A 24,739-nucleotide genomic window follows, 5' to 3' on the forward strand; every position below is an offset into this window, starting at 1 on the left:
CGGTCCTCGAAAGCCACCCGGGTGTCGCCCAGGCCGTCGTCGTCGCGCGGGAGGACCGCCCCGGCGACCAGCGACTCGTCGCCTACATCGTTCCGGGCGGGGCCGTGGAAGAAGCGGACGGGGCCGTCGATCAGAACCACGTGCACGACTGGCAGCGACTGTACGACTCGGTGTACACGAACTCCGCCCCAGCGCCGTCCGGCGACGACTTCACCGGCTGGAACAGTACTTACGACGGCCGGCCGATCCCGCTGGAGGAGATGCACGAGTGGCGCGACGCCACCGTGGCACGCATTCTGGAGCTCCGCCCTCGCCGTGTGCTCGAGATCGGTGTGGGCACCGGCCTGGTGCTCTCCCAGGTCGCACCCCAGTGCGAGGCCTACTGGGGCACGGACGTCTCCGCGTCGGTGATCGAGGAAGTACAGCGCTGGGTGGACCAGGATCCCGCGCTCGCCTCCAAGGTGGAGCTGCGGAGCCAGGCTGCGCACGAGACCCAGGGCATCCCGGACGGCTACTTCGACACGGTGATCCTCAACTCGGTCGCGATGTACTTCCCCAGCGCCGACTATCTGCACCAGGTCCTTCAGTGGGCCATGAAGATCATCACGCCGGGCGGTGCGGTGTTCGTCGGGGACGTCCGCAACCGGCGGCTCCTCCGGGCGCTCACCACCGCGGTCCATGCGGGGCGCGCTCAGGACACGACCGACGTGAATGCCCTCAAGCGTCAGGTCGAACATGCTCTGGTCATGGAGGAGGAACTGCTGGTCGATCCCGACTTCTTCTCAGCGCTCCAGCAGCGGGAAGCGGATCTGGCTGGTGTGGATCTCCGTATCAAGCGGGGCAAGCACCACAACGAGCTGACCAGGTACCGGTACGACGTCGCGTTGTACAAGCAGGGCGCGTCCCTCCTCCCGCTCGCCGACGCGCCCCAGGCCAAGTGGTCGCGAGAGCTCGACGGCCTGGCCGCGCTGGAGCACCGGCTGACCACCGGGCAGCCGGCGGTGCTGCGGGTCACCGGAGTGCCCAACACCCGGGTGGCCGGTGAGGTGGCGCTCGCCGAGGCGATCCGGAACGGACAGGCCCCTGACAACGACGCCACAGCTGAAAGGGCCGCGGACGACCTGGAGACGTTCCATCGACTCGGGCAGCGGTTGGGTTACTGGGTGGGTATCGCCTGGTCCGGCGATACCTTGGAGACCGCTGACGTCACGTTCGTGCGAGCCGACCGAGTGAGCACCGAGGCACCGGTCGGAGCGTACCTGCCGGCCGCCACGCCCAACGCGACGACGCCGTTGTCGGCATGGACGACCAACCCACACGCGGCGTCGGCCGCGGGCACGCTGCCACTGGCCCTGCGGGAGTTCGCCGGCGTGAGACTGCCGGGCTACATGGTGCCCGCGGCGTTCGTGCCCCTGGACCGACTGCCGCTCACCAGGAACGGCAAGCTCGACCGAGCGGCGCTGCCCGCGCCCCAGCTGGAAGCGCATTCCAGCGGAGGGCGGCTGGCGAGGACACCCCAGGAGGAGATCCTCCGCGCCATGTTCGCCGACATCCTGGGTATACCCGACGTCGGGGTCGAGGACGACTTCTTCGAGCTGGGCGGTCATTCGTTGCTGGCCACCCGCCTCGTCAGCCGGATCCGCGTGACGCTGGGCGTGGAAGTGCCCATCCGCACGGTCTTCGACAGGCCGACCGCCGCGGGCATCGCCTCCTGGGTGGCACGCGCCGGCGTCGCACGGCCCGAGGTGGTGGTGCGGCCGCGTCCGGAGGAGATGCCCCTGTCGTACGCCCAGCAGCGGCTCTGGTTCCTGGGCGAGTTGGAGGGACCGAACACCACCTACAACGTTCCGGTGGCGCTGCGGCTGACCGGCGAGCTGGACGTCGCCGCCCTGGCGGCGGCGCTGCGGGACGTCGTGGTCCGGCATGAGAGCCTGCGTACGCTGTATCCCTCCGTGGACGGCCGGCCGCGCCAGCTCGTCCTCGACCCGGAGTCGGTGGATCCACGGCTGCACGTGGTGGAGGCCGCCCCGGAGGGGCTGGATCAGGCCGTGCTTGTGGCCGCGGCGTACGTCTTCGACCTGACAGTGGACCTGCCGCTGCGCATGACACTGATCAAGCTGAACCCCGATGAGCACGTGCTGGTCGTCACGCTGCACCACATCGCCACCGACGGGTGGTCGATGAAGCCGTTGTGGCAGGACCTCTCGCAGGCCTACGAGCACCGGTGTGCAGGCCGGGCACCCGATTGGGAGCCGTTGCCTGTGCAGTACTCGGACTACGTGCTCTGGCAGCAGGACCTGCTGGGTGACCCGGACGATCCGGACAGTGTCGTGAGCAGGCAGCTCGCGTACTGGTCGCAGCAACTGGCAGGACTGCCCGACGAGCTGACCCTGCCCCGGGACCGTCCGCGACCGGCTGTGGCCAGCCATCGCGGCGCACTGGCCGACCTCTCGGTGCCACCCGAGCTGTACGCCCGGCTGACGAAGCTGGCGGCCGAGCGCGGGGTGACGATGTTCATGCTCCTCCAAGCCGGGCTGGCGGTCCTCGTGTCCCGGCTCGGCGGCGGCGACGACGTCCCGATCGGCAGCCCGATCGCCGGGCGTACCGACGAGGCTCTCGACGATCTGGTCGGGTTCTTCGTCAACACACTGGTGCTGCGCACCGACGTGACAGACGACCCGACCTTCGCAGAGCTGCTCGACCGCGTACGAGAAGCCGGGCTGGCGGCCTTCGAGCACCAGGATGCCCCCTTCGAGAGCCTGGTCGACACCCTCGCCCCCACCCGCTCGCTGGCGCGGCATCCGTTGTGCCAGGTGGTGCTGTCCGTGCAGAACGCCGAGTACGCGGAACCCGTGTTCACCGGCGTTCAGGTGGAGCCGCGTTCAACCGGGTTCACGGCGACGCAGTTCGACCTGAACTTCGAGTTCGTCGAACGGCTCGACCCGGCCGGACGCTCGATCGGTCTGGACGGGCGGATCATCTTCGCGACGGACCTGTTCGACCAGGGCACCGCGGAGGCCCTCGGCACCAGGCTGCTGAGGCTGCTTTCGGCGGCAGCGGCCGATCCCCACGCGCGCGTGGGACAGCTCGACTTCCTGTCGGACTCCGACCGGGCACAGCTCATGCGCTTCTCGAACGGACCGGTCGCGCCGCTTCCCTCGGCGTCCGTGACCCGGCTCTTCGAGGAGCAGGTGGACCGCACGCCTGAAGCGCCGGCGCTGGTGTCGTCGGACGGCACGCTCACCTATGCGGAGCTGGACGCACGGGCGAACCGGTTGGCGCACGTCCTGATCGAGAGGGGGGTGCGGCCCGAGCGGCCTGTGGTGATGCTCCAGGAGAGGTCGGCGGCGCTGGTCGTCTCGATCCTGGCGGTCCTCAAGGCCGGGGGCTACTACGTGCCCCTGCCCACGGGCTTCCCTGTCGCGCGCATGCGATGGGTCCTGACCGACACCGGCGCCCCGGTCCTCCTGACCGACCGGGCTTCGCTCGACCACTCGCTGGTGGCCGGAAGCGATGTGCCGGTGGTGGTCGCGGACGACCTGGACGAACGGGCGGGGCTGCCGGACCTCCGTCCGGACGTCGAGGTGCACCCCGACCAACTGCTGTACGTGATGTACACCTCGGGCTCGACGGGCGTGCCCAAGGGCGTCGGAGTGAGCCACAGCAATGTCGCGGCCTTCGCGGCCGACCAGCGCTGGCGTCCGCAGGACCGGCAGGCGACGCTGATGCACTCGCCCCACGCGTTCGACCCGTCGACCTACGAGCTGTGGCTGCCCCTGCTGTCCGGGGGGCGGGTGGAAGTGGCACCGCCGGGGATGCTGGACGTGGACGCGATGAGCGCCGTCGCCGGCCGGGCGTCATCGGCGGTGTTCGCGGCGGCCCTGTTCAACGTGCTGGCGGAGGAGGCCACCGCCGCGATGGGGCAGCTGGGACTCGCCTGGTCCGGCGGTGACGTGATCTCCCCGGCTGGCGTACGCAAACTGCTCGCCACCGGACCGGACGCCGTAGTGGCCAACGCCTATGGCGCGACGGAAACCACCGTCATCTCCACCTGGTACCCCATGCGGTCGGGAGACCCGGTGCCGGCCACCGTACCGGTGGGGGTGCCCATGGACAACACTCAGGTGTACGTGCTCGACCGTCGACTGCAGAAGGTACCGGTCGGTGTACCGGGCGAGGTGTACGTGGCCGGTTCCGGGCTCGCCCGCGGTTACCTCGGTCAGCCCGCTCTGACCGCGGAGCGCTTCGTGGCCGGTCCTGACGGCAGTCGGATGTACCGGACCGGAGACCTGGGACGCTGGCGTCACGACGGCAACCTGGAATTCGTGGGCCGCGCCGACGACCAGGTGAAGGTGCGCGGGTTCAGGGTGGAGCCGTCCGAGGTCAGCGCGGCGCTGCTCGCACAGCCCGGCGTCGGCCAGGCCACCGTCGTGCTGCGTCAGGACGCCGGGAACACGTATCTCGTCGCTTACGTGGTGCCTGTGGACGGTGCCGCGGAGCCTGCGCCCGACGCGTTGCGCCTCGCGCTGGCCGAGACTCTGCCCGACTACATGCTGCCGGCCGCGATCATCCCGCTCGAGCGGCTGCCGCTGACCGGCAACGGCAAGCTCGACCGGGACGCGCTGCCCGCCCCCACCCTGTCGAGCGTCGACGGCGGTCGAGAGCCGCGCGACGACCGGGAGAAGGTGCTCTGCGCCCTCTTCACCGAGATCCTCGGCGTGCCGGGGGTCAGTATCGACGACGACTTCTTCGCGTTGGGCGGGCATTCCTTGCTGGCCACGCGTCTGTTGAGCCGCATCCGGACGGAACTCGACGCCCAGTGCGACCTGCGGGCCCTGTTCGACGCCCCCACCGTCGCCGGGCTCGTCGACAGACTCACCGCGATAGACGCCGTCCGACCGGCGCTGAAGCCGCGTCCGAGGGTGCGCCTGGAATTCTGACGCTGGGCGCGGCGACGCGCGCACTGACCTGCCGGACCATCCGGACAACGCGACCTCGGCCACCCCCGACGCGATCTCGGCGGCGGGGGTGGCCTTGGATGTTCAGCCTCACGAGCCGGGTCCCTCAGCACGCCTCCCCGCCTGGGGAAGCGACGGGGGGCCACGGCTCGTCTGCTTGACGACGTCCATGCCGGGGCGGGTACGTCATGGCGTCGGGGCATGCGCCCAGGCCAGTGGAACGACGGTCGCGTGACGCGCGCCGACCCGCGCCGAAACGCCGCAAAGGGGCTTCCTCGAGTGGCACCAGATGGAAACGCACCGCTGTCTCACCGGAAGCGGGCTGCAGTGCCACGGCACGGGCGGGTCCGCCTGGCGGGCCCGCCCGTGCCGCATGCGGGGTGCGGCACGCGAACATCGCGTGGCCGCGTCGCCGAGATGCCGGTCGGCCACGGGCCCGAGGGGCTCCGGCCGCTGACCGGCGCACAAAGTGTCACCTTTGTCTGCTATGGGGCCGGCTCCTTCTCATGCCAAACACTTAACTGACGTGCTTGCGCCCTGGTGTTCGCCGACCGCGCCTCAGACGCTGGTATCGGACGCGGGGCACGCTGGCCGCGTGTCGACGGCACGACCAGGAGAGCTCACCACCGTCACAAGCCGCGTCCCGAGGTGCCGCGGAGCGGGGTACCGGGCTGTGCAGCTACGGCTTCACTCCTGGAGGCCGTTGACCGCACCGGCCGGACCTGCGCCATGGCCGGATCCATCGCCTACTTGCAAAGGTCGTCATGCCTTCGGAGAACGTCCGACCGTCCTTCACCCCCAGGGAACGCGAAGTCCTCGTGCGCATGTGCAGGGGTCAGACCTATGAGGCCATCGCGCGGGAGCTGGGTATCAGTCCGTACACTGTGGACACTCATATCCGGCGGATCCGAAGCAAGGCCAGAGTGACCAACCGTACGCAACTGCTCATCCTTGCCATCAAATTGGGCATTTTTGAACCAGCGGCGGAGGAATTCGGCGCTTGGTCGGGCGACGAGGTGTAACAGCCGCCCTCGCCCACCGCGCGGCATCGGTGGAGCACGGGCGGCCGGCACGGCGCCGTGAGCGGTGGTCGCCGTGTTCACGTGTCCGGCGTGGACGCCGCGGCCCTGAACCTTTCACCGGGACGCCCTCGGATCCACACACGTGTAGAAAATCACGTTCCGTTTGTCGCCGACTCCTACCTGCTTAGACCGACAATGAGCCAATGGAGCATCCGAATGGGGAGCTTGATCAGCCGGCCATCGAAGACGACGACATCCTCTTGTACGGATGGATCGTCGACGGAGGAACCGGAGACGTCGACCAGGCTGCTTCTGAACTCGGCCTCCATCCCGAGCGAGTGGCCGCAGCGCTCAAGCGGTTGAGCGGTCTCGGTCTGACCCGGACCGACGAGTCGAGGCCCGGCAAGGTCATGGTCGTGGACCCCGACGCCGTGGTCACCACGTTGACAGCGTCGTTGAGGGAGTCGGTCAACCGCCAGACGGAGCAGCTGGAACAGATTCACCGCAGCGTCGACCGGCTGCGTGACCGCTTTCTCAGCCGCAGGCCGGGGAACCGGGACGCTCTCGTCGAGGTCATTCCGACGCTGGAGGAAACGCGTGCGGCCCTGAACAGGGCGTCGGCCGAGTGCCGGGAAGAAGTGGTCAGCAGTCAGCCCGGTGGGACCGGCCGAAAGCCGGAAGCGATGCAGGAAGCCCTGGGCCGCGACCACGAACTGCTGTCACGGGGAGTGAGGATGCGGACGCTCTACCATCACACCGCCAGGTTCAATGGTCCCAGTCAGGCATATGTCGCCGCGGCCACGGCCCTCGGCGCCGAGTACCGCACCTCGTACGAGCTTTTCGGTCGCTTGATCATTTTTGACCGCAGGACCGCCTTCCTGCCGGACAGAATGGAGAGCTGGGGAGCGGTCGTCATCACCGAGCCCAACATCGTGCACTACCTCTACACCATCTTCGAGCAGTCCTGGGTCCGGGCCACTCCATTCTCCGACGCCGCGCGGGACGGTCTCGAACGCGTGGCGAAGGAGATCCACCAGACCATCGTGGACCTGCTGGCGGCCGGTCTGAAGGACGAAGCGATCGCCCGCCGTCTGGGCATGTCGCTTCGCACGGCCCGCCGGCATATCGCCGACATCATGGACAGCCTGGGGGCGGAGAGCCGTTTCCAGGCGGGCGTGCTCACGGCGAGAGCGCCGTTACTGCGTCGGCCGTCAGCGTCCGGTACCGAGGAGTCGTGACTTGCGTGACCTGCTGGGCTGCACGAGAGTTGCCTCGGCGGGTGCGAGTGTCCGCCAGATACCTGATGACCGGGGCGAAACCGTCCTCCCTGCCGCACGGCACCGTTCCGAAGGAACGTTCCGGCGCCAAGCGCCGGGGAGAGCCAGTCGTCCCATCCGTACGAGCAATCCGCGCATGTGCCTGCTCCGCGCGGGTGGGGGACGCAGCGCCGCGACACGTCCGCTGACCGGACGACCCGATCTGGACGAGTGGGAAGGTGTCGGCCGCTGTTGAGGGAGCGCGTTCCCCGGAGGAGCCGACCCGGTGTCTCTGCGCGTCCGGGACCTGGTGAGGAGACGTGCATGGACGCATTGACGGCATTCCATTCGGATGTGGAAGGCTTCCTCGAAGACATCGTACTGTCCTTCGGTATCCACGGCGGTCGCAGTCCAGCCGTGGTCTGGCCGCAGGGGGAGGCCTCGGTCGTCCAGGCCCTCGTGGCGGCTCACGACCGGACGGAGCCGTCCGCCGGAGGAGTTCCCCAGTTCGTCGCACGGACACTGGGTGAGCTGGTGGGTCGGCGTGTCAACGTCAGGCACCGCACGGTCCGTGCCGGCCACATGGAAGAGGAACGGCACATCACCCTGGACACCTTGGCGGTGATGCTGAGAGGCGCTTTGGAGGTCCGGACACGGACGCTCGGTGACGGTGAGTTAGGAGAGGTGGACCGGTTCCGGTACCGCATATTGACGGGTGAAGTGCTGTACATACCACCCGGTTTCAGCTGCGTTCTGGCCGGACAGCACAGTGCCGCACTCCTCATGGAGCTCGCCCTCGACAACTGACCGCCCCGGTCGGCCGGCTTCCCGGCCCGAGAGGCGGTGGCCGCATGGGCCAAGCGTTCGCGTTCGTATGACGACCTCGGTCGAGGGCCGCAGATCACGGATCTGTGATGCCCCCGCGTTCCTGATGTGGGAGGTGTTCTCCATGACTCAGCCGCCTGACGCACCGTCGTCGTGCGCCATGTGTGGTGCGGTGAAGCATGCGGCTGCGAAGCCGGCTCTGTCTTCGCCCGCACGCTACTGCTCGAACGCCTGTCGGCAGCGTGCCTACCGGCAACGCGTGCGGTACAGCACCTTCTTACCGCTGACATCCGGTGACCTGCTGACCCACCTGAGCAGTTTCGTCGGCCGTGTCGACGAGATGGTGGAGATCAGCCGTCTGCTTCGTGCGTCCCGTCTGGTTACCCTGACCGGCGTCGCGGGCACGGGAAAAACGCGGTTGGCCGTCGAAACGGCCAGGAAGGAGCAGCGCGGCAGCCGCCGGGACATCGCGGTCGCGGAGCTCGGAAATGTGGCCGGCATGGAGCCGGTGCAGCATCAGGTCGCCGCGGCGCTGGACGCTCCGAACGATTTCGCCGGCCTGCTGGCGAAGTTCGGAGACTCGGACACCGCATTCGCGGGCCGGCTGCTGGTGATGGACAATTGCGAGCATGTGATCGACGAGTGCGGGGCCGTGATAGGCCGACTCCTGTCCCGGTTCCCCGGACTTCAGGTGCTTGCCACCAGCCGTGAGCCACTGCGGATACCGGGCGAGACGGTCTACGCCGTGAACGGTCTTCCGCTCGCCGACCGCGACAATCGCCTGTCGGTCACCGAACACCTGCGGTCGGACGCGGTTCGCCTCTTCGTCGACCGAGCACAGGCGGTGGTACCGGACTTCACGCTCACCCAGCAGAACGCCGCGGACATCAGCGCCGTCTGTGAGCGGTTGGCGGGCCTTCCTCTGGCCATCGAACTCGCCGCCCAACTGGTCCGCGCGTTCCCGCTGTCCGAGCTCCGGCGTCGCCTGGACGACCCGCTGTCACTCCTGATCAGCGGCTGGCGTACGGCGCCCGCCCGTCAGCGCAACTGGAGGGCTGCTGTCGGCTGGAGCTACGACCTGCTCAGCCCCATGGAGCAGCGGCTGTTCCGCAGGCTCTCGATCCTTCCCGACGGCTTCGGAGTGGGCGCCGCGGCAGCGGTCACAGCGCGCAGCGATGTACCGGCTGCCATGGTGCCGGAGCTCCTGGCAGGACTTGAGGCCAAGTCCCTCATCCGCCCGCTCAGGAAGCGAGAAGGGGCGCGAGCGGAGGAGACCACGAAGTTCCACATGTTGGAACTCGTCCGGGCGTACTCGTACGAACGCCTCCTGGATTGCCGGGAGGGGGAAGACGCCTACGACGGGCTGACGCAGTGGTTGGTGGACAAGGTCAGTCCGTTCCGGCGGACGGCTGTCGCGCCCATCGGCTCGGTGCGCTCGGTGCGAGCGGAACTCGACTGTCTGCGAGCCGTTCTCAGCAGACCGAGCAGTCACGTCGACGAGCGGCGACTACTCCTGGCCGGCGCGCTGATGGCCGTGGAGACGACCCTGAGTCCCGACACGGACGCGACCCGCCTGGTCCACGGCGCGGTCAGTCACACAGACGCCTCGCCGTCCCACCGAGGGCTCGCCCTTGAGGCCCAAGCTGTACTGGCCGCCTCGCGGGGCGAGCACAGCAAGGCGCTGCGCCTGACCGAGCAGGCGGTCGGCCTCCGACGCACCGCGGCACCTGGGCCGGACCTGTGCCGTCTGCTTCTGCGGCTGAGTCTCACAAGGGAACGTTTGGCTGATGAGGTGGAAGCCGAGAAGGCCCTGCTGGAGTGCATCAGCCTGAGTGAACTGATGGGTGACGACCTGATGCTCGCCGTGGGCATGGGTCAACTCGCCAGGCTTCGCCTGACCTCCGGCAGGCCGGCGGAAGCCGAACGCCTGGTCGACGAGGTGCTGCCCTCCCTTCGGGCCGACGCGTCCGCTGATTGGCTCTGCGATCTCAGCACCACCGCGGGAGCCGTAGCCGTGGAACGGGCCGACTTCACGGAGGCAGGGAAGTACTTCACTCAGTTCCTGCGTTCCGCCGAGGCGGCCCCCGCCGTCACGGCCGGCCTGATCGAAGGGCTGGCCGTCGTGGCCATTCGGTGCTTCCAGTTCGAACGCGGGCTACACCTCATCGGGGCGGCGGAGCGCATCGATCATTCCGGCACCTACGGATGGCGTGCGCATGTCTGGTGGCGTCAACGTCTGGCGGCTGCCCGGACGACCGCGACGGAGGCCCTTTCCGCGCGCGCCGAGCGGGCACTGGCTTTCGGGCGCGCCCTCGACTGGGACCAGGTGGTGGCCTACGCCTCGGGGGACGCACCCGAGCCCGGCCCCACCGCGCGCTCGGTCGACAGCGGCCCCCTGAGCCCGCGCGAACGGGACGTGGTCACGTTGCTGGTGGAGGGGCTGACGAATCGTCAGATTGCCTCCCGTATGCACCTCTCCGTCCGCACGGTGGAGACACACGTGCGCAACGTCCGCGACACCCTCGGTCTGCGCTCGCGCTCCCACATAGCCGCGTGGGCCGCCCAGACCCGATTCGTCCTGGAACCGGCGACCCCGGGAACCGAGCCCTCGCGGGGGGCGTGGCCGACTGCGATCTGACTCGGCCCGGACAGCGAGACGGGCTCCGTGCGACTCGCGGCAGCGCCGTGCGTAACGGCGGTGACCGCTGATTGCCCGTGGTGTCGTCCGGCGAATACTCAGCCGAATGGAGCTTTCGGATCTCAACGCGATGTTGAGCGATCCCCTACTTGATTCTGTCAACTTCCTGAACGAGGTGGCCACCCGCTACCCCGATGCCATCTCCTTCGCCGCCGGCCGACCCTGCGAGGACTTCTTCGCCATGGCCGACCTCGACCGCTGTCTGGGGAAGTACCGGGAGTACTTGTCCTCGGAACTCGGCTACAGCGAGCGTGACATCGTCCGGACCTTTTTCCAGTACGGGCGTACGAAAGGGCTGACACATGGCCTGATCGCCCGCTACCTGGCGGTCGACGAAGGCACTGAGGTCGATCCGGAGTCGATCGTGGTGACGGTCGGGGCGCAGGAGGCGATGTTCCTGGTCCTGCGGGCGCTGCGCCGTGACGAACACGACGTGGCGCTGGCCGTGGCACCCACCTACATGGGCTTCAGCGGGGCCGCACGACTGGTAGGGATGCCGGTGCTGCCGGTGACCGGCGGGCCGGGTGGTATCGACTTCACCGATCTGCACGATCGTCTGCGGGCGGCGCGCGACAGCGGCCTGCGGCCCCGATGCCTGTACCTGAGTCCGGACTGCGCCAATCCGACGGGCATCTCCATGGACATGGCCTCGCGGCGTCAGCTCCTGGCGGTCGCCGCGGAAGAGGACCTGCTCATCCTCGAAGACAATCCCTACGGCCAGTTCACAGACTCCGGGGAACGGCTGCCGACCCTCAAGTCCATGGACGGTCAACAGCGGGTCGTCTACATCGGCTCGTTCGCGAAAACTGCCTTTCCCGGCGCGCGCATGGGTTTCGCGGTGGCGAACCAGCGGGTGACCGCGGAAGACGGTCGCTCGGGCTACTTCGCGGACGAGTTGGCGAAGATAAAGAGCATGGTCACGGTCAACACGTCACCGCTCACCCAGGCAGTGATCGCCGGGCAGCTGCTGGAGAACGACTTCAGCTTGGCCAAAGCGAACGCGGAGCTGTCGGCGATCTACCGGCGCAACCGTGATCTGGTGCTGACGGGGCTGCGGGCGCGCTTCCCTCAGGTAGCCGGCGCCCCGGTCACCTGGACGACACCGAGCGGCGGATTCTTCATCGTCCTCACCGTGCCCTTTCGTACGGACGACGCCCTGCTGGAACACTCGGCGCGCGATCACCGCGTGCTGTGGACACCGATGGGCCACTTCTACTCGGGGACCGAGGGCGGCCGTCACCAGCTGCGGCTTTCATGCAGTCTGCTGACTCCCGAGACCATCGAGACCGGTCTCGACCGCCTGGCCGGCCTCGTCGATGAACAAGGCTGCCTCGCCCCCCGGTGACCTCGTCGAAACGGCCGTTCCGCCACCCTGATCCGAACAACCGGGGCAGCGGGACGGCCGTGACCATCCCTGGGAGTCAGCGCTCCAGTTTGGCAAGGACGTCGGGGCTGTAGGCGCGCAGCGCCTGCTGCAACGCGAACTCGGCCACGTACGCGCGGAACGCCTCGGCCGGCTCCTCGGCCAGGTTCAGCATGGAGCGGTTGGCCGTCACGGCGGGGTTGGCCAGCGCGGCGACCGACTCCGCGACCGCGGCGTCAACGGCTTCCGGGGCGACGACCTCGTCGAAGACCAGGCCGGCCTCGGGGTCCTCGGCCTCGATGCGGCGGCCCCACAGGATGACCCGGCGCGCCTGGCGGGCGCCGAGGAACCGGGTCAGCCGCAGGTTGGCCAACCCAGGCACAATGCCTTCCTTGGCGGCGGGAAGGCTGAAATAGGCGTCGCTCGCCGCAAGGACCCGGTCGCAGGCGAGCAGGATCTGCGCCCCACCGCCGATGGCGAACCCGTCCACCACGGCGAGCCAGGGCTTCTGCACGGGCGCGCCCGGCCAGGGGGCGTGCGGCACGAGGAGTCCCCGCATCAGCTTGCTGATGTAACCGAGTTCCCGGCCCAACAGGAACTCGACGAAGGAGATGTTCCCTGCCCGCAGTTCCTTGAGGTTGATCCCGGCGCTGAAGATCCGCCGGCCGGCGTACCGGGGGTGGGTCATGACACCGCCCCTGAGGACGCCGACATCCACCTGAGGGTCGAGCAGTACGAGATCGACCAGAGTCTCCAGATCGGCGACATGCTGGTTGTCCTCGGCGTTGAGACAGCGCTCGTTGGTGATGGTCACGAATCCGGCCGTGCCCCGGCGTTCCAGCCGAGCCGCTTCGAGGACCACCTGGCCCGTGCGCCGGAACGCCGGCAGCAGCTCCTCAGCACGCGCGGTCGGACGCAGCATCGACTCCATGAGGTGGTGGCCGGCTCGGGGCGAACGCAGCAGGGCGCGGAAGAGGATGCCCTGGTCGATCTCACGTCCCTCCTTGTCGGCCTGGGAACGCTCCGCCTCGTCGGCCAGTTGCCGCGCGGACGGCGCGAGTCCCGGGAAGTCCCGGCCCACGGCCCACGCCACTTCCGCCAGACGGGGATGCTTCGTGCGGCCGTCGGTCAGCTCGTCGTACACCCGATCGGCGTGCAGCTCCAGGAACTCCGTCCGAGCCCGGCGCGCCGATTGGTGGGTGATGCGTGCCAGCTCCTCCTCCGCGTCGCTGCGTCGCGATCGTGGCGGCAGCGCGGCCAGGACTTCGTCCGAATCCTGGAAACGGGATGTGGCGAGGTCGCGGTCGGTGTCGAACACACCGGTGAAATCGAGTGGCTCGGCCGGGCGTCGCTTCATCGCGGGCACGATCGGCCCGGTCACCGTCCCTCTCCCGTCGTGGCGTGGCGCAGGGCTCGGTCGCAGGCGGCCAGATGAAGGCCGAGGGCCGTCTCGAAGGGCGTGGTGACGTCGTCGAGCAGCAGCCGGCGGCGCAGGGCCACCTCGGTGCCGGCGGACCGCGCCGCGCGCTTGAGGACATCGGCGAGGGCGTGGTCCACGTCCTCCGCGGCCTCGTCGATGATCCCGGCGGTCAGCAGACCTGTTACGTCGACCTCACCGGGGAAGGACACCAGACGGCGGGCGACGCCCATGCCGGCCTGGTGCACCAGCCGGTGCAGTGCCATCCCCGGCCACATGCCGTCGGGCCCGGTGCTCAGGTCGAGGACCATGCCGGGTCCGGCGATGCGGTGGTCGGTCGCGAGGAGCACCTCCAGCGCGGCCTGGTTGCACGTGCCCAGGCCGATGCCGACGGTGAGGACGTTGAGGCGCTCGAGCCGCCGCAAGGCGTTCTCCCACTTGCTGACGAGGCGCACCCGGACGTCTCCGGGCCACGAGGCGGGAACGGTCGCCGTCCCGGTCAGCCGGAGTACGACGACGCAGTCGCCGTGCGCGTCCTCCGCCCGGTCACAGGCGTCGGTGACCTCCGCGACCAGGCCCGGTGACAGCGCTTGGGACAGGTCGATGACGGCTTCCACGACGTTTTGCGCGTAGGTGGCAGTAGACATGATGTGTACTCCTCTTGGGATGCTGGGATCAGGGATGTGCAGGCGCCGCAGGCAGGACCGGGCGACTCCGCGCCATCGTCAGAAGCGCACCAGGGCGGTCTCGATGGTGGACCCGGGACCCATCGTCATGAGAATCCCGAAGTCGCCCGGTCGCGCCACGCCCTCGCGCACCAGCCGGTCGTACGAGAAGAGGAAGGACCCGCTGGAGAGGTTGCCGTGATCGCGTAGGACGCCGGTGGTATGGCGCAGGTCATGGCGGGCGATGCCGAGATTGACCTGCACGGAGTCGATGACCTTCTTGCCGCCCGAGTGAACCACCCAGTGGGCGATGTCGCTGCGCCGCAGACCGGTTCCGGTGAGCAGCCTGTCGACCGCGGTCTCGGCGTTGGCCCCTACGACGTACGGCACGTCCGGGTCGAGGAAGAAGCTGAACTTCCCGGCGGAGTCGTCCCAGTCGTAGCGCATCGCCGTGGACGCCTCGGGAACGATGTGACTGGTGAACTTCAACAGCTCAGGACCCGCTCCGTCCCCCGACCCGTCCGTGGTCAGGGCGACGGCGGCCGCCCCGTCACCGAACAGGCTGTTGACCACGGACGTACGCATGGTGCCGTCGAAGACGTAGGCCGCCGAGCAGACTTCGATGCACACCATGAGCGCCACTCGCCCCGGATTGGCCGCGCTCCAGCCGGCCACGGCGTTGAGAGCGTTGAGGCCGGCGTTGCACCCCATGCCCACGACGTCGAGTCTGCTGGTGTCCACTCCCATCCCCAGCTCCTTGATCAGCAGGGCGCTAAATCCGGGTGTGAGCAGACCCGTGGTGGACACGCAGCACAGATAGCCGACGTCGTCCAGCGACAGCCGCGATTCCGTCAGGCATGAACGCAGGGCGTCGGCCCCCATGGCAATTCCCTGAACGGCATGTTTGCGCAGCAGTTCACCCTGGGTCTCGGTGACGGGCCTTCCCTGCTCGTCGAGTGAGGGGAGAATGAGGTGCCGGCTGTCGATACCGCTGTTCGCGAAGACCGAGCGGATCCGCGGATCGGTGATGCCGAAGTATTCGAGGACCTCGTCCTGCGTGTAGGCGCGGCCAGGGACGGAAGTACCCACTCCCAGGACCGAGGGCACGGCCCGTTCGGGGAGGGAACCGCCATGCCGACTCGGCACGACATCATCCTCTGGTCCAACAGAAGCGGCGAACACGGTACTCAACGCTGGTCAGCCTCCCATCGCGGCGGGGCAGCATTTCCATGGAACGCGGGTGTCCATGAGCTCCCTACGGGTGTGCCCTCCTGGGCAATCGCGGTAAGACTGCGGCATGCGCGCCACAGGTGTCATCGGCGGAGTCCGCACAGTTACGTCACCGGGCTGCCCGCTCGGGAGGCGGACCACGCCGCCAGGTGTGACCGCGAACGCAGCCCGAACCGGTCCCGGATACTGCGCGTATGTGTTTCGACGGTGCGCACCGAGATATTGAGCCGTGCGGCTATCTCGCGGTTCGACATACCTTTCGCGACGAGGTCGGCGACTTGCCTTTCGCGTCCGGTCATTGCGGCACCGGGCCCGTCCGGGGCGGCGGTGCAGCCGTCCAGCGCGTAGGCGACGGCCCGCTGGGCCGACATCGACCGCCCTGCCCGGTACGCCGACGCCGCCCGCGCCCGGGACAGGTTTCGTTCGCCATCCGTACGTGTCTGCGCGATCACCTGCCGCCACCAGGACGGGGCCCGGTTTTCCGCCCGTTCCCGCAACACCTCGGCCGCTCCGAGCAGCCGCAGACCCCGTTCCGACTGCCGGGAAGCCCCTGCGACCGCCGCCACCCCTTCCAGCCCCCAGGGGACACCCCTCCTGCCGGAGCCGGCCACCGCCAGTCCGCCGGTGAAGTGATGGCGGGCAGTGCTCATGTCGCCGCGCCGCAGTTCGACGGCCCCTGCCGTGTACAGCAGCCCGGCAGCGTGCGACGAGTCACCCATCTTCGGCGGCATGTGCTCCATTCCCGCGGCGACGGCCTCGGCCGCCGCGTCGACATCGCCACGGCCCAGCAGGTACCAGCCGAGCTCCGAACTGCAGCGCAGCTGCGCCTCCTCGTCCCCCAGACGACGGCTGACGCGCAGTGCGCAGGCGATGTCGGCGACGGCCGACGACAGTTCGCCGGCGTAGGCGCTGACCGCCGCGCGTGCCCGCAGACCTCGGGCGATGCCGCGGTCGTCGCCGCTCTGCCGTGCCGTCACAAGGGCGTCCTCGGCCAGCTTCGCGGCCACCGACATCTGGCCCGCTTCACTGGCCAGGACGGCGGCGACGGCCAGTGCGGCACCGCGGTGCGGGCTTTCGGGCGGGGCGTCCCGCAGGGCGCTGGTGAGCGCGCGGCGCCCGTCCAGTTCCTCTCCGCCGGCTTCCTCGATCGCGAGCACGGCGAGCGCGAGAGCCAACCTGCGCTCGTCGGCCCTCCCGTCCAGCAACTGCACCGCTTCCAGCACGTTGTCGCGTTCCTGGACGAGCCGGGACATGTGTGTCCTGGGCGGGACGACGGCGTCACCGAGCGGGGCCGCGAGGGCCGCCAGGGCACCGACCAGGCTGTCCTCGGCTTCCCGGCGTCCCCTGTCGTCGTCCCTCCGGCCACGCGCGAAGAGGCGCGTCGACTCCGTCATGCGGAACCGGGTGCCGTCCGCGGCACCGCGTTCCGCGATCAGCAGTGACCGGGCCTCCAGCCGGCGAAGGACCGGCAGCACGGCGAAGGACGCGCCCGGTGAGGCGGGTTCGCCGGAGGCGACGGCCGCCGCCGTGTCGAGCCCGAAACTCCCGGGGAGCGACGATAAACGGCTGAGCACCGCGCGTTCGTCCGGATCGAGCCGCTGATAGCTCCAGTCGATGGCGGCGTGCAGGCTGCGGTGGCGCGGGTCGGCGGTGCGCCATCCGGTGCTCAGCAGGGTGAAGCGGTCGGTCAGTCCTTCGAGGATCTCCGCCGGTGACAGCACACGGCTGAGCCCCGCCGCCAGTTCGAGGGCCAGCGGATTGCCGTCCACCCGGGCGCAGATCTCGTCGATGACGCCCAGGTCCCAGCCGGTGTGCTCGAGGTCAGGGCGTACCGCACGGGCCCGGTCGAGGAAGAGCCGACGGGCGGCACCGTCGTCGTCATCCGCCAGGGCGGGCAGGCCGTGCAGCGAGTACACCACCTCTCCGGGGAGGCGCAGCAGCTCGCGGCTGGTGGCAAGCACACGCAGGCGAGGGCACTGGGGGAGCAGCACCGCGAGCAGTTCTCCGCACTCGTCCAAGCGGTGTTCGCAGTTGTCGAGGATGAGCTGCACCTCGTGCTGTGAGCCGAAGGCCTCGATCACCGACCGAACGGACGGCGGCGGGCCGCCGGTGCCTTCGGGCAGACCGGCGGTGGCGGCGATCCCCGCCGCCAGGGACTCGTCGTCGCCGAGCACCCCGACGTCGAAATGGAACATCGCCGAAGCCACCCTTGACCGGGGTGGGCGTTTCATCATCTCGACGGCCAGTCGGGTTTTACCGACGCCGGGTTCCCCCACGATCGTCAGTAAGCGGGAGGAACCGGCGAGCCGACCGACGGCGAGCAGGTTGTCGGCGCGGCCATGGAAGCTGCTCACATGCGCGCTCAGCCCGACGGGAAGCTGCGTCGGCAGGGACTGCGCCTTCCTGCGCAGCCGATAGGCCTGCTGGCGGCAGGCGTTCGAGCAGTAACGCAGCGAACGCGAGGTTCCGGTCCGTACCGCCGAGCCGACGAGCTGCGTGTCGCAGCTCTCGCACCGCGACTCTGGGGGCACGGGCATCCTCCTGGGCTCAGATCAACCGCGGCACTGCGCGGATACTTCGGCCCCATGCGGCACGACGGCTCACGCCGACACGTATGAGCGGTGCACCGACACGGCGTAGGGGATCGGACTGCACCGCGGACCGGGCACCGCCACCGGAGTACCGAGTGCGGACGGAGGCATGCCGCCGCGCGGCAGTCCGGGCCCGCGTGCGGCGGCCCTCGATGACGAACTCGGCGAAGCCGAGGTCTCATCGAGGGCCGGTCACGCGGCGCTCGTGGACAGTCAGCCGCCCATCGCCTCGACCAGACTCCTGGGCCGCAGGTCAGTCCAGTTCTCCTCGATGTACTCCAGACAGGCGGAACGACCGGCGCGGCCGTGGACCACGTTCCACCCGTCGGGCACGTCGATGAAGTGAGGCCACAGCGAATGCTGTCCCTCGTCGTTGACCAATACGAGGAACTCACCGTCAGGATCATCGAAGGGGTTCATGCACATGAGTCTGCCGAAGCGCCACACGCAGGACATCAGCGATGACCACAGTTACGGCGGTCGCGTCGCGGGAATCGCCGGAAACCGACCACCTGACTTCACATGTATCTCGCCCTGCCTACTTCCAACCGGCCCTCCGCCGACTAGAGTTCTCGCGTGAACATGTGGATACGGCGGTTCCATCCCGCCCCCGACGCTCCGGTACGCCTGCTGTGCTTCCCCCATGCGGGCGGCGCGGCCAGCGCCTATCACGATCTGTCGGCCGCGGTCGCGGGCCCGGTGGAGCCCTATGTGGTGCAGTACCCGGGCCGCCACGACCGCCTCCTGGAGCCGTTCTCCGAGCGTGTCGCGGACGTGATCGAGGCCGTGCTGGCCGAGATTCCCGCAGACCCGGCACGACCGCTGGCGCTGTTCGGACACAGCATGGGAGCGGTCATCGCGTACGAGACAGCCAGGCTGTTGCAGGAGCGGGGCAGCGCACCCGAAGCGCTGTTCGTGTCGGGCAGGCAAGGTCCGGCGAGTCCGGTGCCGCCGCCTTGGACACATGACCCCTCCGACGCCGAGCTGCTGGCCGAGATGCGGCTGCTGACCGGCACGGACGACGAACTGTTCCAGAATCCGGAGCTGCTGGAACTCGTCCTTCCCCCACTGCGCGCCGACTACCGCATGCTGTTCGCCCACGCGCACCGTCCCGGAACGCTGTTGAGCTGCCCGGTGGTGGCGTTGGTCGGCGACGACGACCCGAGAGCCTCTGTGGAGGGCGCCGGGGCCTGGGGGCGCGAGACCGAGGCGGGGTTCGCCAGCCACGTGTTCGAAGGCGGTCACTTCTACCTGAACGACCACGTGACCGGAGTCGGCGACGCGATCACGTCGGCCATCGCCGACGCCCCCGCGCAAGGTGCCGGCCGGCACGGCAGCCTGTAGGCGAAGGCCCCCCGGTCGCACGAGTGCGGCGCGGGGGGTCACCGGTGCGGGGCAGGCGTCTCGCCGCCCCGCACAGGCGGTTCACGCACTCAGATCTCGGCCCTCGACCTGATCGATCAGGTCGTCGAGCAGGTTCTCCGTGGCGTCCGCCGCGATCTGCCGCAACACCTCGTTCAACGGCAGGTCGTCGAGGAAGCGGGTGATCGGAACGTCGATGGCGTACTCGTCACGTATCCGGCCCAGCAGATGCACCGCGCCGAGGGAGTCGCCGCCGACGCCGATGTACGACTGCTGCAGATCCTGGGGGCCGCTGAGAGCCAGTGTGTCGATGACGAGACGTGCCAGGGACCGCTCCAAGGAGGCGTCCGCTTCCTGAGCGTCGGTGCCCTGTGGACCGTCGCCGCCCTGTTCGTGCGGCGACACGTCGGCCGGGACCGGCAGTCGCAACGCCCCCAAGGCGTCCCCGGTGAACACATGGGTCGCACGGCTCCTGGCCGCCCGCCATGACCGCGAGGCCTCCTCCAGCACCACGTGCACGTTCGTGCCGCCGATACCCACCGAGGTCACGCCCGCCCGGAGCGGCTCGCCATCGTGCGAGGCCCTCCAGTCGGACGTCTCCAGCACCAGACGGAACGGTGAGTCGTCCAGTCCCAGTTCAGGGTGAGGACGGGTCACCCCAGGAATCGGAACAAGCCGGCGCTTCTCCAGCATGAGCGTCGTCTTGGCCAGCTGCGCGATACCGGCCGCCGCGTCCAGGTGCCCGATGTTCGCTTTGACGGAACCAAGTGCGATCCGGCCCTTACCTGCCGAGCCGAACGCCGCCGCGGCGGCGGCGATCTCCACCCGGTCTCCCAGCTCCGTGCCCGTGCCGTGCGCCTCGAGGTAGTGCGCCTGTTCCGGCTCGAGTCCCGCGGTCGCCCACGCCTCGGTGATGGCCGCCGTCTGGCCCTGGATGCCTGGCGCGGTGAAACCTATCTTGCCCGCGCCGTCGTTGGTCACCGCCGTGCCGCGAATCACCGCCCGGATGGGGTCTCCGTCGGCGAGGGCGTCCTCGAGACGCCGCAGCACGACCATGCCGACGCCGTTGCCGGGAACCGTGCCCGCCGCGTCCTCGCCGAACGGGCGGCATCGCCCGTCCGGCGAGTAGATCCCCCCTTGCTGATAGCGGTATCCGCGCGGGTCCACGGTGTCCACGGCCACCCCGCCCGCCAGCGCCGTGTCGCATTCGCCCAGCAGCAGTGCCTGCACTGCCAGGTGGACGGCGGTCAGCGAGGTGGAACAGGCCGTCTGCACCGCGATGCTGGGCCCGTCGAGCCCGAGCCGGTACGAGATCCAGGGGGCGAGGAACTCACGGTCGGTGAGGATACGTACCTGCAGGTCACCCATGGATTCGGCGAGCTTGCCGGTCGTCTGCGCGGCGAACATGTGCTCGGTGATGCTGCCTCCGGCGAAGACGCCGGTTCGGCCGGGCGGCTTGTCCGGGTCGTAGGCGGCGTCCAGCAGGGCCGACCACGCGGTCTCCAGCAGCAGCCGGTGCTGCGGGTCCAGTACGGCGGCCTCGGCCCGGGTGAACCGGAACCGGGCGTGGTCGAAGCGGTCGGCATCGGCGAGCCAGCCCTTGGTGGGCACGTACCCGGAACGCCGGAGCTGCTCGGCCGGGACCCCGGCGGCCAGCAGCTCCGCTTCGCCGAAGTCCGTCAGGGAGCACACGCCGTCCCGCAGGTTCTCCCAATACCGGTCGAGGTCGGGAGCGCCTGGGAAGCGGCCGTTGAGGCCGATGATGGCGACGGCGTTGGGGCCGTACGAGGAGTGCTGGGTCATCGCGTCCTGTCTTTCGGTTCGTTGGGCATCCGGACACCACGGAGCGTGGCCGCGCGTGCGCGGCGGCTCCGTCCACGCTGGCGCGCCTCGGCCTGGGCGGCCGCTTCGTCGTCGTTCGTCGTACCCGGGCCGGCCGTGCCGAGGAGCTTGTCCAAGTGGGCCGCCATCGTGGCGACTGTCGGATATCGGAAGAGGTCTGTGAGGACCAGGCGGTCGCCGGCATCGGCCGCCGTCTCTTCGCGCAGGGCTGCCAGGACGGCGACGGACTTGAGCGAGTTGCCCCCCACGTCGAAGAAGTTGTCGTGGGTGCCGATCCGGTCGCGCCGGAGCACCCGGGCCCACACCTCGGCCACCTGGCGTTCGGTCGCTGTCGCCGGCCGGGTGCCGTGTTCGTCGTGCGTGGGCTCGTCGGCGGAGAGCTCGGGGAGCCGTGCGCGATCGATCTTTCCGGAGCGGTTCAGCGGCAGCTCGCCGGTGTACACGAAGCGCTCCGGGACCATGTACGCGGGCAGCCGCTCAGCGAGATGAGCCCGCAGCTCCCCGACCGGAGGGCGGCAGCCGGGCGCGTGCACGACATATGCGACCAGATGGCGGTCGGCGCCCGTGCCGCGAACCGTGGCCGCCGCCATCACGACGCCGGGGTGAGCCGCCAGGGCGTTCTCGACCTCGCCCGGCTCGATACGGAAGCCGCGCACCTTCACCTGGGCATCGACTCGGCCGAGGTAGTGCAGGACGCCGTTGGCGTCGTGCTTGCCCCGGTCACCGGTGCGGTACATGCGCGAACCCGGCGGACCGAAGGGGTTCGGTACGAAACGTTCCGCTGTCATGGCCGTCCGGTTCACGTATCCACGGCTCAGGGACGCGCCTGCGACGTAGATGTCGCCGGTCACCCCCGGCGGCGCCGGACACAGCCGGTCGTCCAGCACCATGACCCTCGTGCCGCCCACCGGGCGACCCAGCACGACGGGTTCGTTCGGCGCCAGCTCGGCCGTGGTGGCGTACACGGTGGCCTCGGTCGGGCCGTACACGTTGAGGACCCTGCGCCCCGGAGCGGCCCAGCGTGTCACGAGCTCGGGAGGGCACGGCTCCCCGCCCACCGCGAGGGTGCGCAGCCCGGGCAGCCCGTCGCCGGGACCGGGAATCGAGAGGGCGGCGGCGGGGGGCAGCACGGCGTAGGTGATCCGGGACTCCCTCAGCCGCGCCAGCAGATCCCCTCCGAGTCGTTCCTCGGCGCTCGCGATGTGCAACTCGGCGCCGGCCGCCCACGTGAAGAAGAGGTCGGACACGGCGGCGTCGAAACCGAAGTTGACGTACTGCAGTACCCGGTCGTCGGGCCTGACCGCGAAGGTCGGGCGTACCGCCAGGCTGAGGTTGGTCAGTGCCCGGTGCTCGACGGCGATTCCCTTGGGCGTCCCGGTGGATCCGGACGTGTAGACGACGTATGCCAGTTGGGCGGGGGCCACGGCGGCGGGCTCGAAGGGCTCCGCGGGGCCGGGCACGTCAGCCCGCACGACCGGCACGGCCAGCTCGGTCGCGAGTGCCGCCGTCTCCGCGGCGGCCAGCACCAGCCGCATCCCCGAGTTCTCGGCCATGTAGGCGAGCCGGGATGGTGGATTGCCCGGATCCAGGGGGACGTACGCGCCGCCCGCCCGGAGTACGGCGAGCGCCGCCACGCACATGTGGACGGTACGGGGCAGCAGCAGGCCGACCGGCACCTCGGGACCGACGCCCGCCGCCCGCAGGCGCGCCGCCAGGGCGTCGGCCTCATCGAGGAGCTGTCGGTAGGTCAGCGTCGTCGTTCCGTCGGTGACGGCCACCGCGTCGGGGCGCTCCTCGGTCCGCGCGGCGATCAGGTCCGTGACCGGGGGTTCGAGCACCGCCTCACGGGTGCGGTCCGCGGCCAGCAGCAGCTGTTCGTGCTCGCGGTCGTCAAGTACGCGTACGGCTGCCACGGGCCTGTCCGGACCGTCGAGCATGTCTTCCACAAGGGCGGAGAAGGCGGAGGCCCACTGCCGTACGGTGGCCGCCTCCAGCACGTCGGTCGAGTAGGTGAACCGCGCCGACAGCTCCTCACCCCGTCGCTCCACATGCAACGCCAGGTCGAACCTGGCCGTCGGCAGGAGGAGGGGCACCGGCCGCACCTCAGCTCCGGGGACGACGAAGGACGGCTGCGTGTCATCGTAGGAGAACGTCACCTGGACGAATGGCTCCCGCGCGGCGTCCCGACCGGGGGCCACCGCCTCGACCACCGCGTTGTACGGCGCGTCCCGGTAGGCCTGCCCCGCCAGCGACCGCGTCCGCACCCGCCGCATCAGTTCGGCGAAGGTGGGGTCGCCCGACAGGTCGCCGCGTACGGCGAGCATGGTGGTGAGCGGGCCCACGACGCCCTGCACCTCCGACCGTTCACGTCCGGGCGCGGGCACGCCCACGACCAGGTCCTCCGTTGCGCAGAGCCGGCCGAGGAACGCGGTGAACGCGGCGAACAACGTCATGAACGGCGTGCACCGGTGCTCGTGTGACACCCGGTCGAGGCGGGAAGTCACCTCGGGGCCGAGGATGAAGGACTCCACGCCTCCGGCAGTGGTGCGCTGGGGCGGAGGCAGCCGATCGGCGGGAATCACAAGGGTGGGCGGCGCCCCGCGCAGCTCGTCCGCCCAGAACGCCACGGCCTCGGCGTAGCCCCCCGAGTCCCGCCATTCGCGATCCCAGAGGGCGAAGTCGCCGTAGTGCACTGCCGGTTCGGGCGGGTCCCAGGCCGCGCCGGCCGTGTACGCGGCGTAGGCGGCGGCCAGTTCGCCCAGCAGCACCTGCCACGACCAGCCGTCGCACACCATGTGGTGGGCGGCCAGCAGCACCCAGGTGCTGCCGTCGTCGACCTGGTACACGGTGGTGCGCAGCAGCGGGCCCGTCGTGGTGTCGAAAGGGCGTGCCGCCGCGGTCTGTATCCGCTCACGCACATGGGCGGCGGGCACGTCCTGCTCGACGACGGCGTCGGCGCGCCCGGAGACGACGGGCACGACCACCTGCACCGGGCCGCGGTCCGAAGCGGGGAAGACGGTGCGCAGGGCCTCGTGCCGGGCCACCAGCGTGTCCACGGCACGGAGGAACGCCTCGGTGTCGAACGGGCCGCGCACGCGGAAGCCGACAGGGACGTTGGTCTGCCCGGAGGGGGAACGCGGGCGGTCCAGCGCCAGCAACCCTTCCTGAGCCGGTGACAGGGGCAACTCGTGGATCATGTTTATTCTCCCGGGGCGGGAACGACGCGAGCAGGGTCTCGGCGGCCACCGCGATGCGAAGTGCGGTTCTCGTGGGCGGGATCTGGTAGTGGGGGAGGACTGCGCGGTCGGCGGGCGTGGGGTCGCTGTCGGACGCCTCGCCGTCGAGGGCAGGGGGCCCTTGCGGGCTCCTCGGCAGCGGCATCCGCTCGTCGTACGGCTCAGGCTGTCCACTCCCGGGAAGGGCAGCGGACGTCGTTCACCCGGTCCCGGAGAGTGCCCGCGGCCCGGAAGACCGCCCGGCGGTGGCACGGACGGGTCGGGGCCCGGCCGG

14 protein-coding genes are annotated in these 24,739 nt (G+C 69.7%); 7 read left to right on the plus strand and 7 right to left on the minus strand.

The window, feature by feature from the left end:
* Nucleotides 1–140 precede the first annotated feature (140 nt).
* The 6 genes from ACZ5Y0_RS30635 (at nt 141) to ACZ5Y0_RS30660 (ending at nt 12,104) form a co-directional block, all read left to right on the plus strand.
* Nucleotides 141–4,940, plus strand: a complete 4,800-nt coding sequence (locus ACZ5Y0_RS30635) for a class I SAM-dependent methyltransferase (RefSeq protein ID WP_469131922.1) — start codon at nt 141–143, stop codon at nt 4,938–4,940.
* Nucleotides 4,941–5,722: 782 nt separating this feature from the next.
* The gene (locus ACZ5Y0_RS30640; protein WP_469131923.1) at nt 5,723–5,980 is read left to right on the plus strand and encodes a response regulator transcription factor; all 258 of its coding nucleotides are present in this window, start codon (nt 5,723–5,725) and stop codon (nt 5,978–5,980) included.
* Between the two features lie 203 nt (nt 5,981–6,183).
* A complete protein-coding gene (locus tag ACZ5Y0_RS30645) occupies nt 6,184–7,218 on the plus strand; it encodes a LuxR C-terminal-related transcriptional regulator (RefSeq protein ID WP_469131924.1) in 1,035 nt (344 codons plus the stop codon).
* Between the two features lie 342 nt (nt 7,219–7,560).
* Nucleotides 7,561–8,043 carry a hypothetical protein gene (locus ACZ5Y0_RS30650; protein WP_469131925.1) on the plus strand — a complete coding sequence of 161 codons (483 nt, stop codon included), beginning with the start codon at nt 7,561–7,563 and terminating at the stop codon, nt 8,041–8,043.
* A gap of 277 nt (nt 8,044–8,320) precedes the next feature.
* Nucleotides 8,321–10,699, plus strand: a complete 2,379-nt coding sequence (locus ACZ5Y0_RS30655) for an ATP-binding protein (RefSeq protein WP_469131926.1) — start codon at nt 8,321–8,323, stop codon at nt 10,697–10,699.
* Between the two features lie 106 nt (nt 10,700–10,805).
* Nucleotides 10,806–12,104: an aminotransferase-like domain-containing protein gene (locus ACZ5Y0_RS30660; protein ID WP_469131927.1), complete on the plus strand. Its 1,299-nt coding sequence runs from the start codon at nt 10,806–10,808 to the stop codon at nt 12,102–12,104.
* Between the two features lie 76 nt (nt 12,105–12,180).
* On the opposite strand, the gene dpgC is transcribed toward ACZ5Y0_RS30660, so the two are convergent.
* The 5 genes from dpgC to ACZ5Y0_RS30685 all read right to left on the minus strand — a co-directional run bounded on the left by dpgC (nt 12,181) and on the right by ACZ5Y0_RS30685 (nt 18,451).
* Nucleotides 12,181–13,479, minus strand: coding sequence for a (3,5-dihydroxyphenyl)acetyl-CoA 1,2-dioxygenase DpgC (dpgC, locus tag ACZ5Y0_RS30665; protein WP_469131928.1), 1,299 nt, complete (start codon nt 13,477–13,479; stop codon nt 12,181–12,183).
* A gap of 20 nt (nt 13,480–13,499) precedes the next feature.
* On the minus strand, nt 13,500–14,186 hold the full coding sequence (gene dpgB, locus ACZ5Y0_RS30670; RefSeq protein ID WP_469131929.1) for an enoyl-CoA-hydratase DpgB: 687 nt from the start codon (nt 14,184–14,186) through the stop codon (nt 13,500–13,502).
* Between the two features lie 78 nt (nt 14,187–14,264).
* Entirely contained in the window at nt 14,265–15,350 is a 1,086-nt protein-coding gene (gene dpgA, locus ACZ5Y0_RS30675) for a 3,5-dihydroxyphenylacetyl-CoA synthase DpgA (protein ID WP_469131930.1), read from the minus strand.
* A gap of 188 nt (nt 15,351–15,538) precedes the next feature.
* Nucleotides 15,539–17,965, minus strand: coding sequence for an ATP-binding protein (locus ACZ5Y0_RS30680; protein ID WP_469131931.1), 2,427 nt, complete (start codon nt 17,963–17,965; stop codon nt 15,539–15,541).
* Between the two features lie 273 nt (nt 17,966–18,238).
* Nucleotides 18,239–18,451, minus strand: coding sequence for an MbtH family protein (locus tag ACZ5Y0_RS30685; RefSeq protein ID WP_469131932.1), 213 nt, complete (start codon nt 18,449–18,451; stop codon nt 18,239–18,241).
* A gap of 156 nt (nt 18,452–18,607) precedes the next feature.
* Between ACZ5Y0_RS30685 and ACZ5Y0_RS30690 the strand changes: the two genes are divergently transcribed.
* The gene (locus ACZ5Y0_RS30690) at nt 18,608–19,369 is read left to right on the plus strand and encodes a thioesterase II family protein (RefSeq protein ID WP_469132005.1); all 762 of its coding nucleotides are present in this window, start codon (nt 18,608–18,610) and stop codon (nt 19,367–19,369) included.
* A gap of 81 nt (nt 19,370–19,450) precedes the next feature.
* On the opposite strand, the gene ACZ5Y0_RS30695 is transcribed toward ACZ5Y0_RS30690, so the two are convergent.
* Entirely contained in the window at nt 19,451–21,190 is a 1,740-nt protein-coding gene (locus ACZ5Y0_RS30695) for a beta-ketoacyl synthase N-terminal-like domain-containing protein (protein WP_469131933.1), read from the minus strand.
* Entirely contained in the window at nt 21,187–24,426 is a 3,240-nt protein-coding gene (locus ACZ5Y0_RS30700; protein ID WP_469131934.1) for a non-ribosomal peptide synthetase, read from the minus strand. The genes ACZ5Y0_RS30695 and ACZ5Y0_RS30700 overlap by 4 nt, the downstream gene beginning before the upstream one ends.
* Between the last annotated feature and the right edge of the window lie 313 nt (nt 24,427–24,739).

Source organism: Streptomyces sp. NPDC033216 (assembly GCF_055577115.1).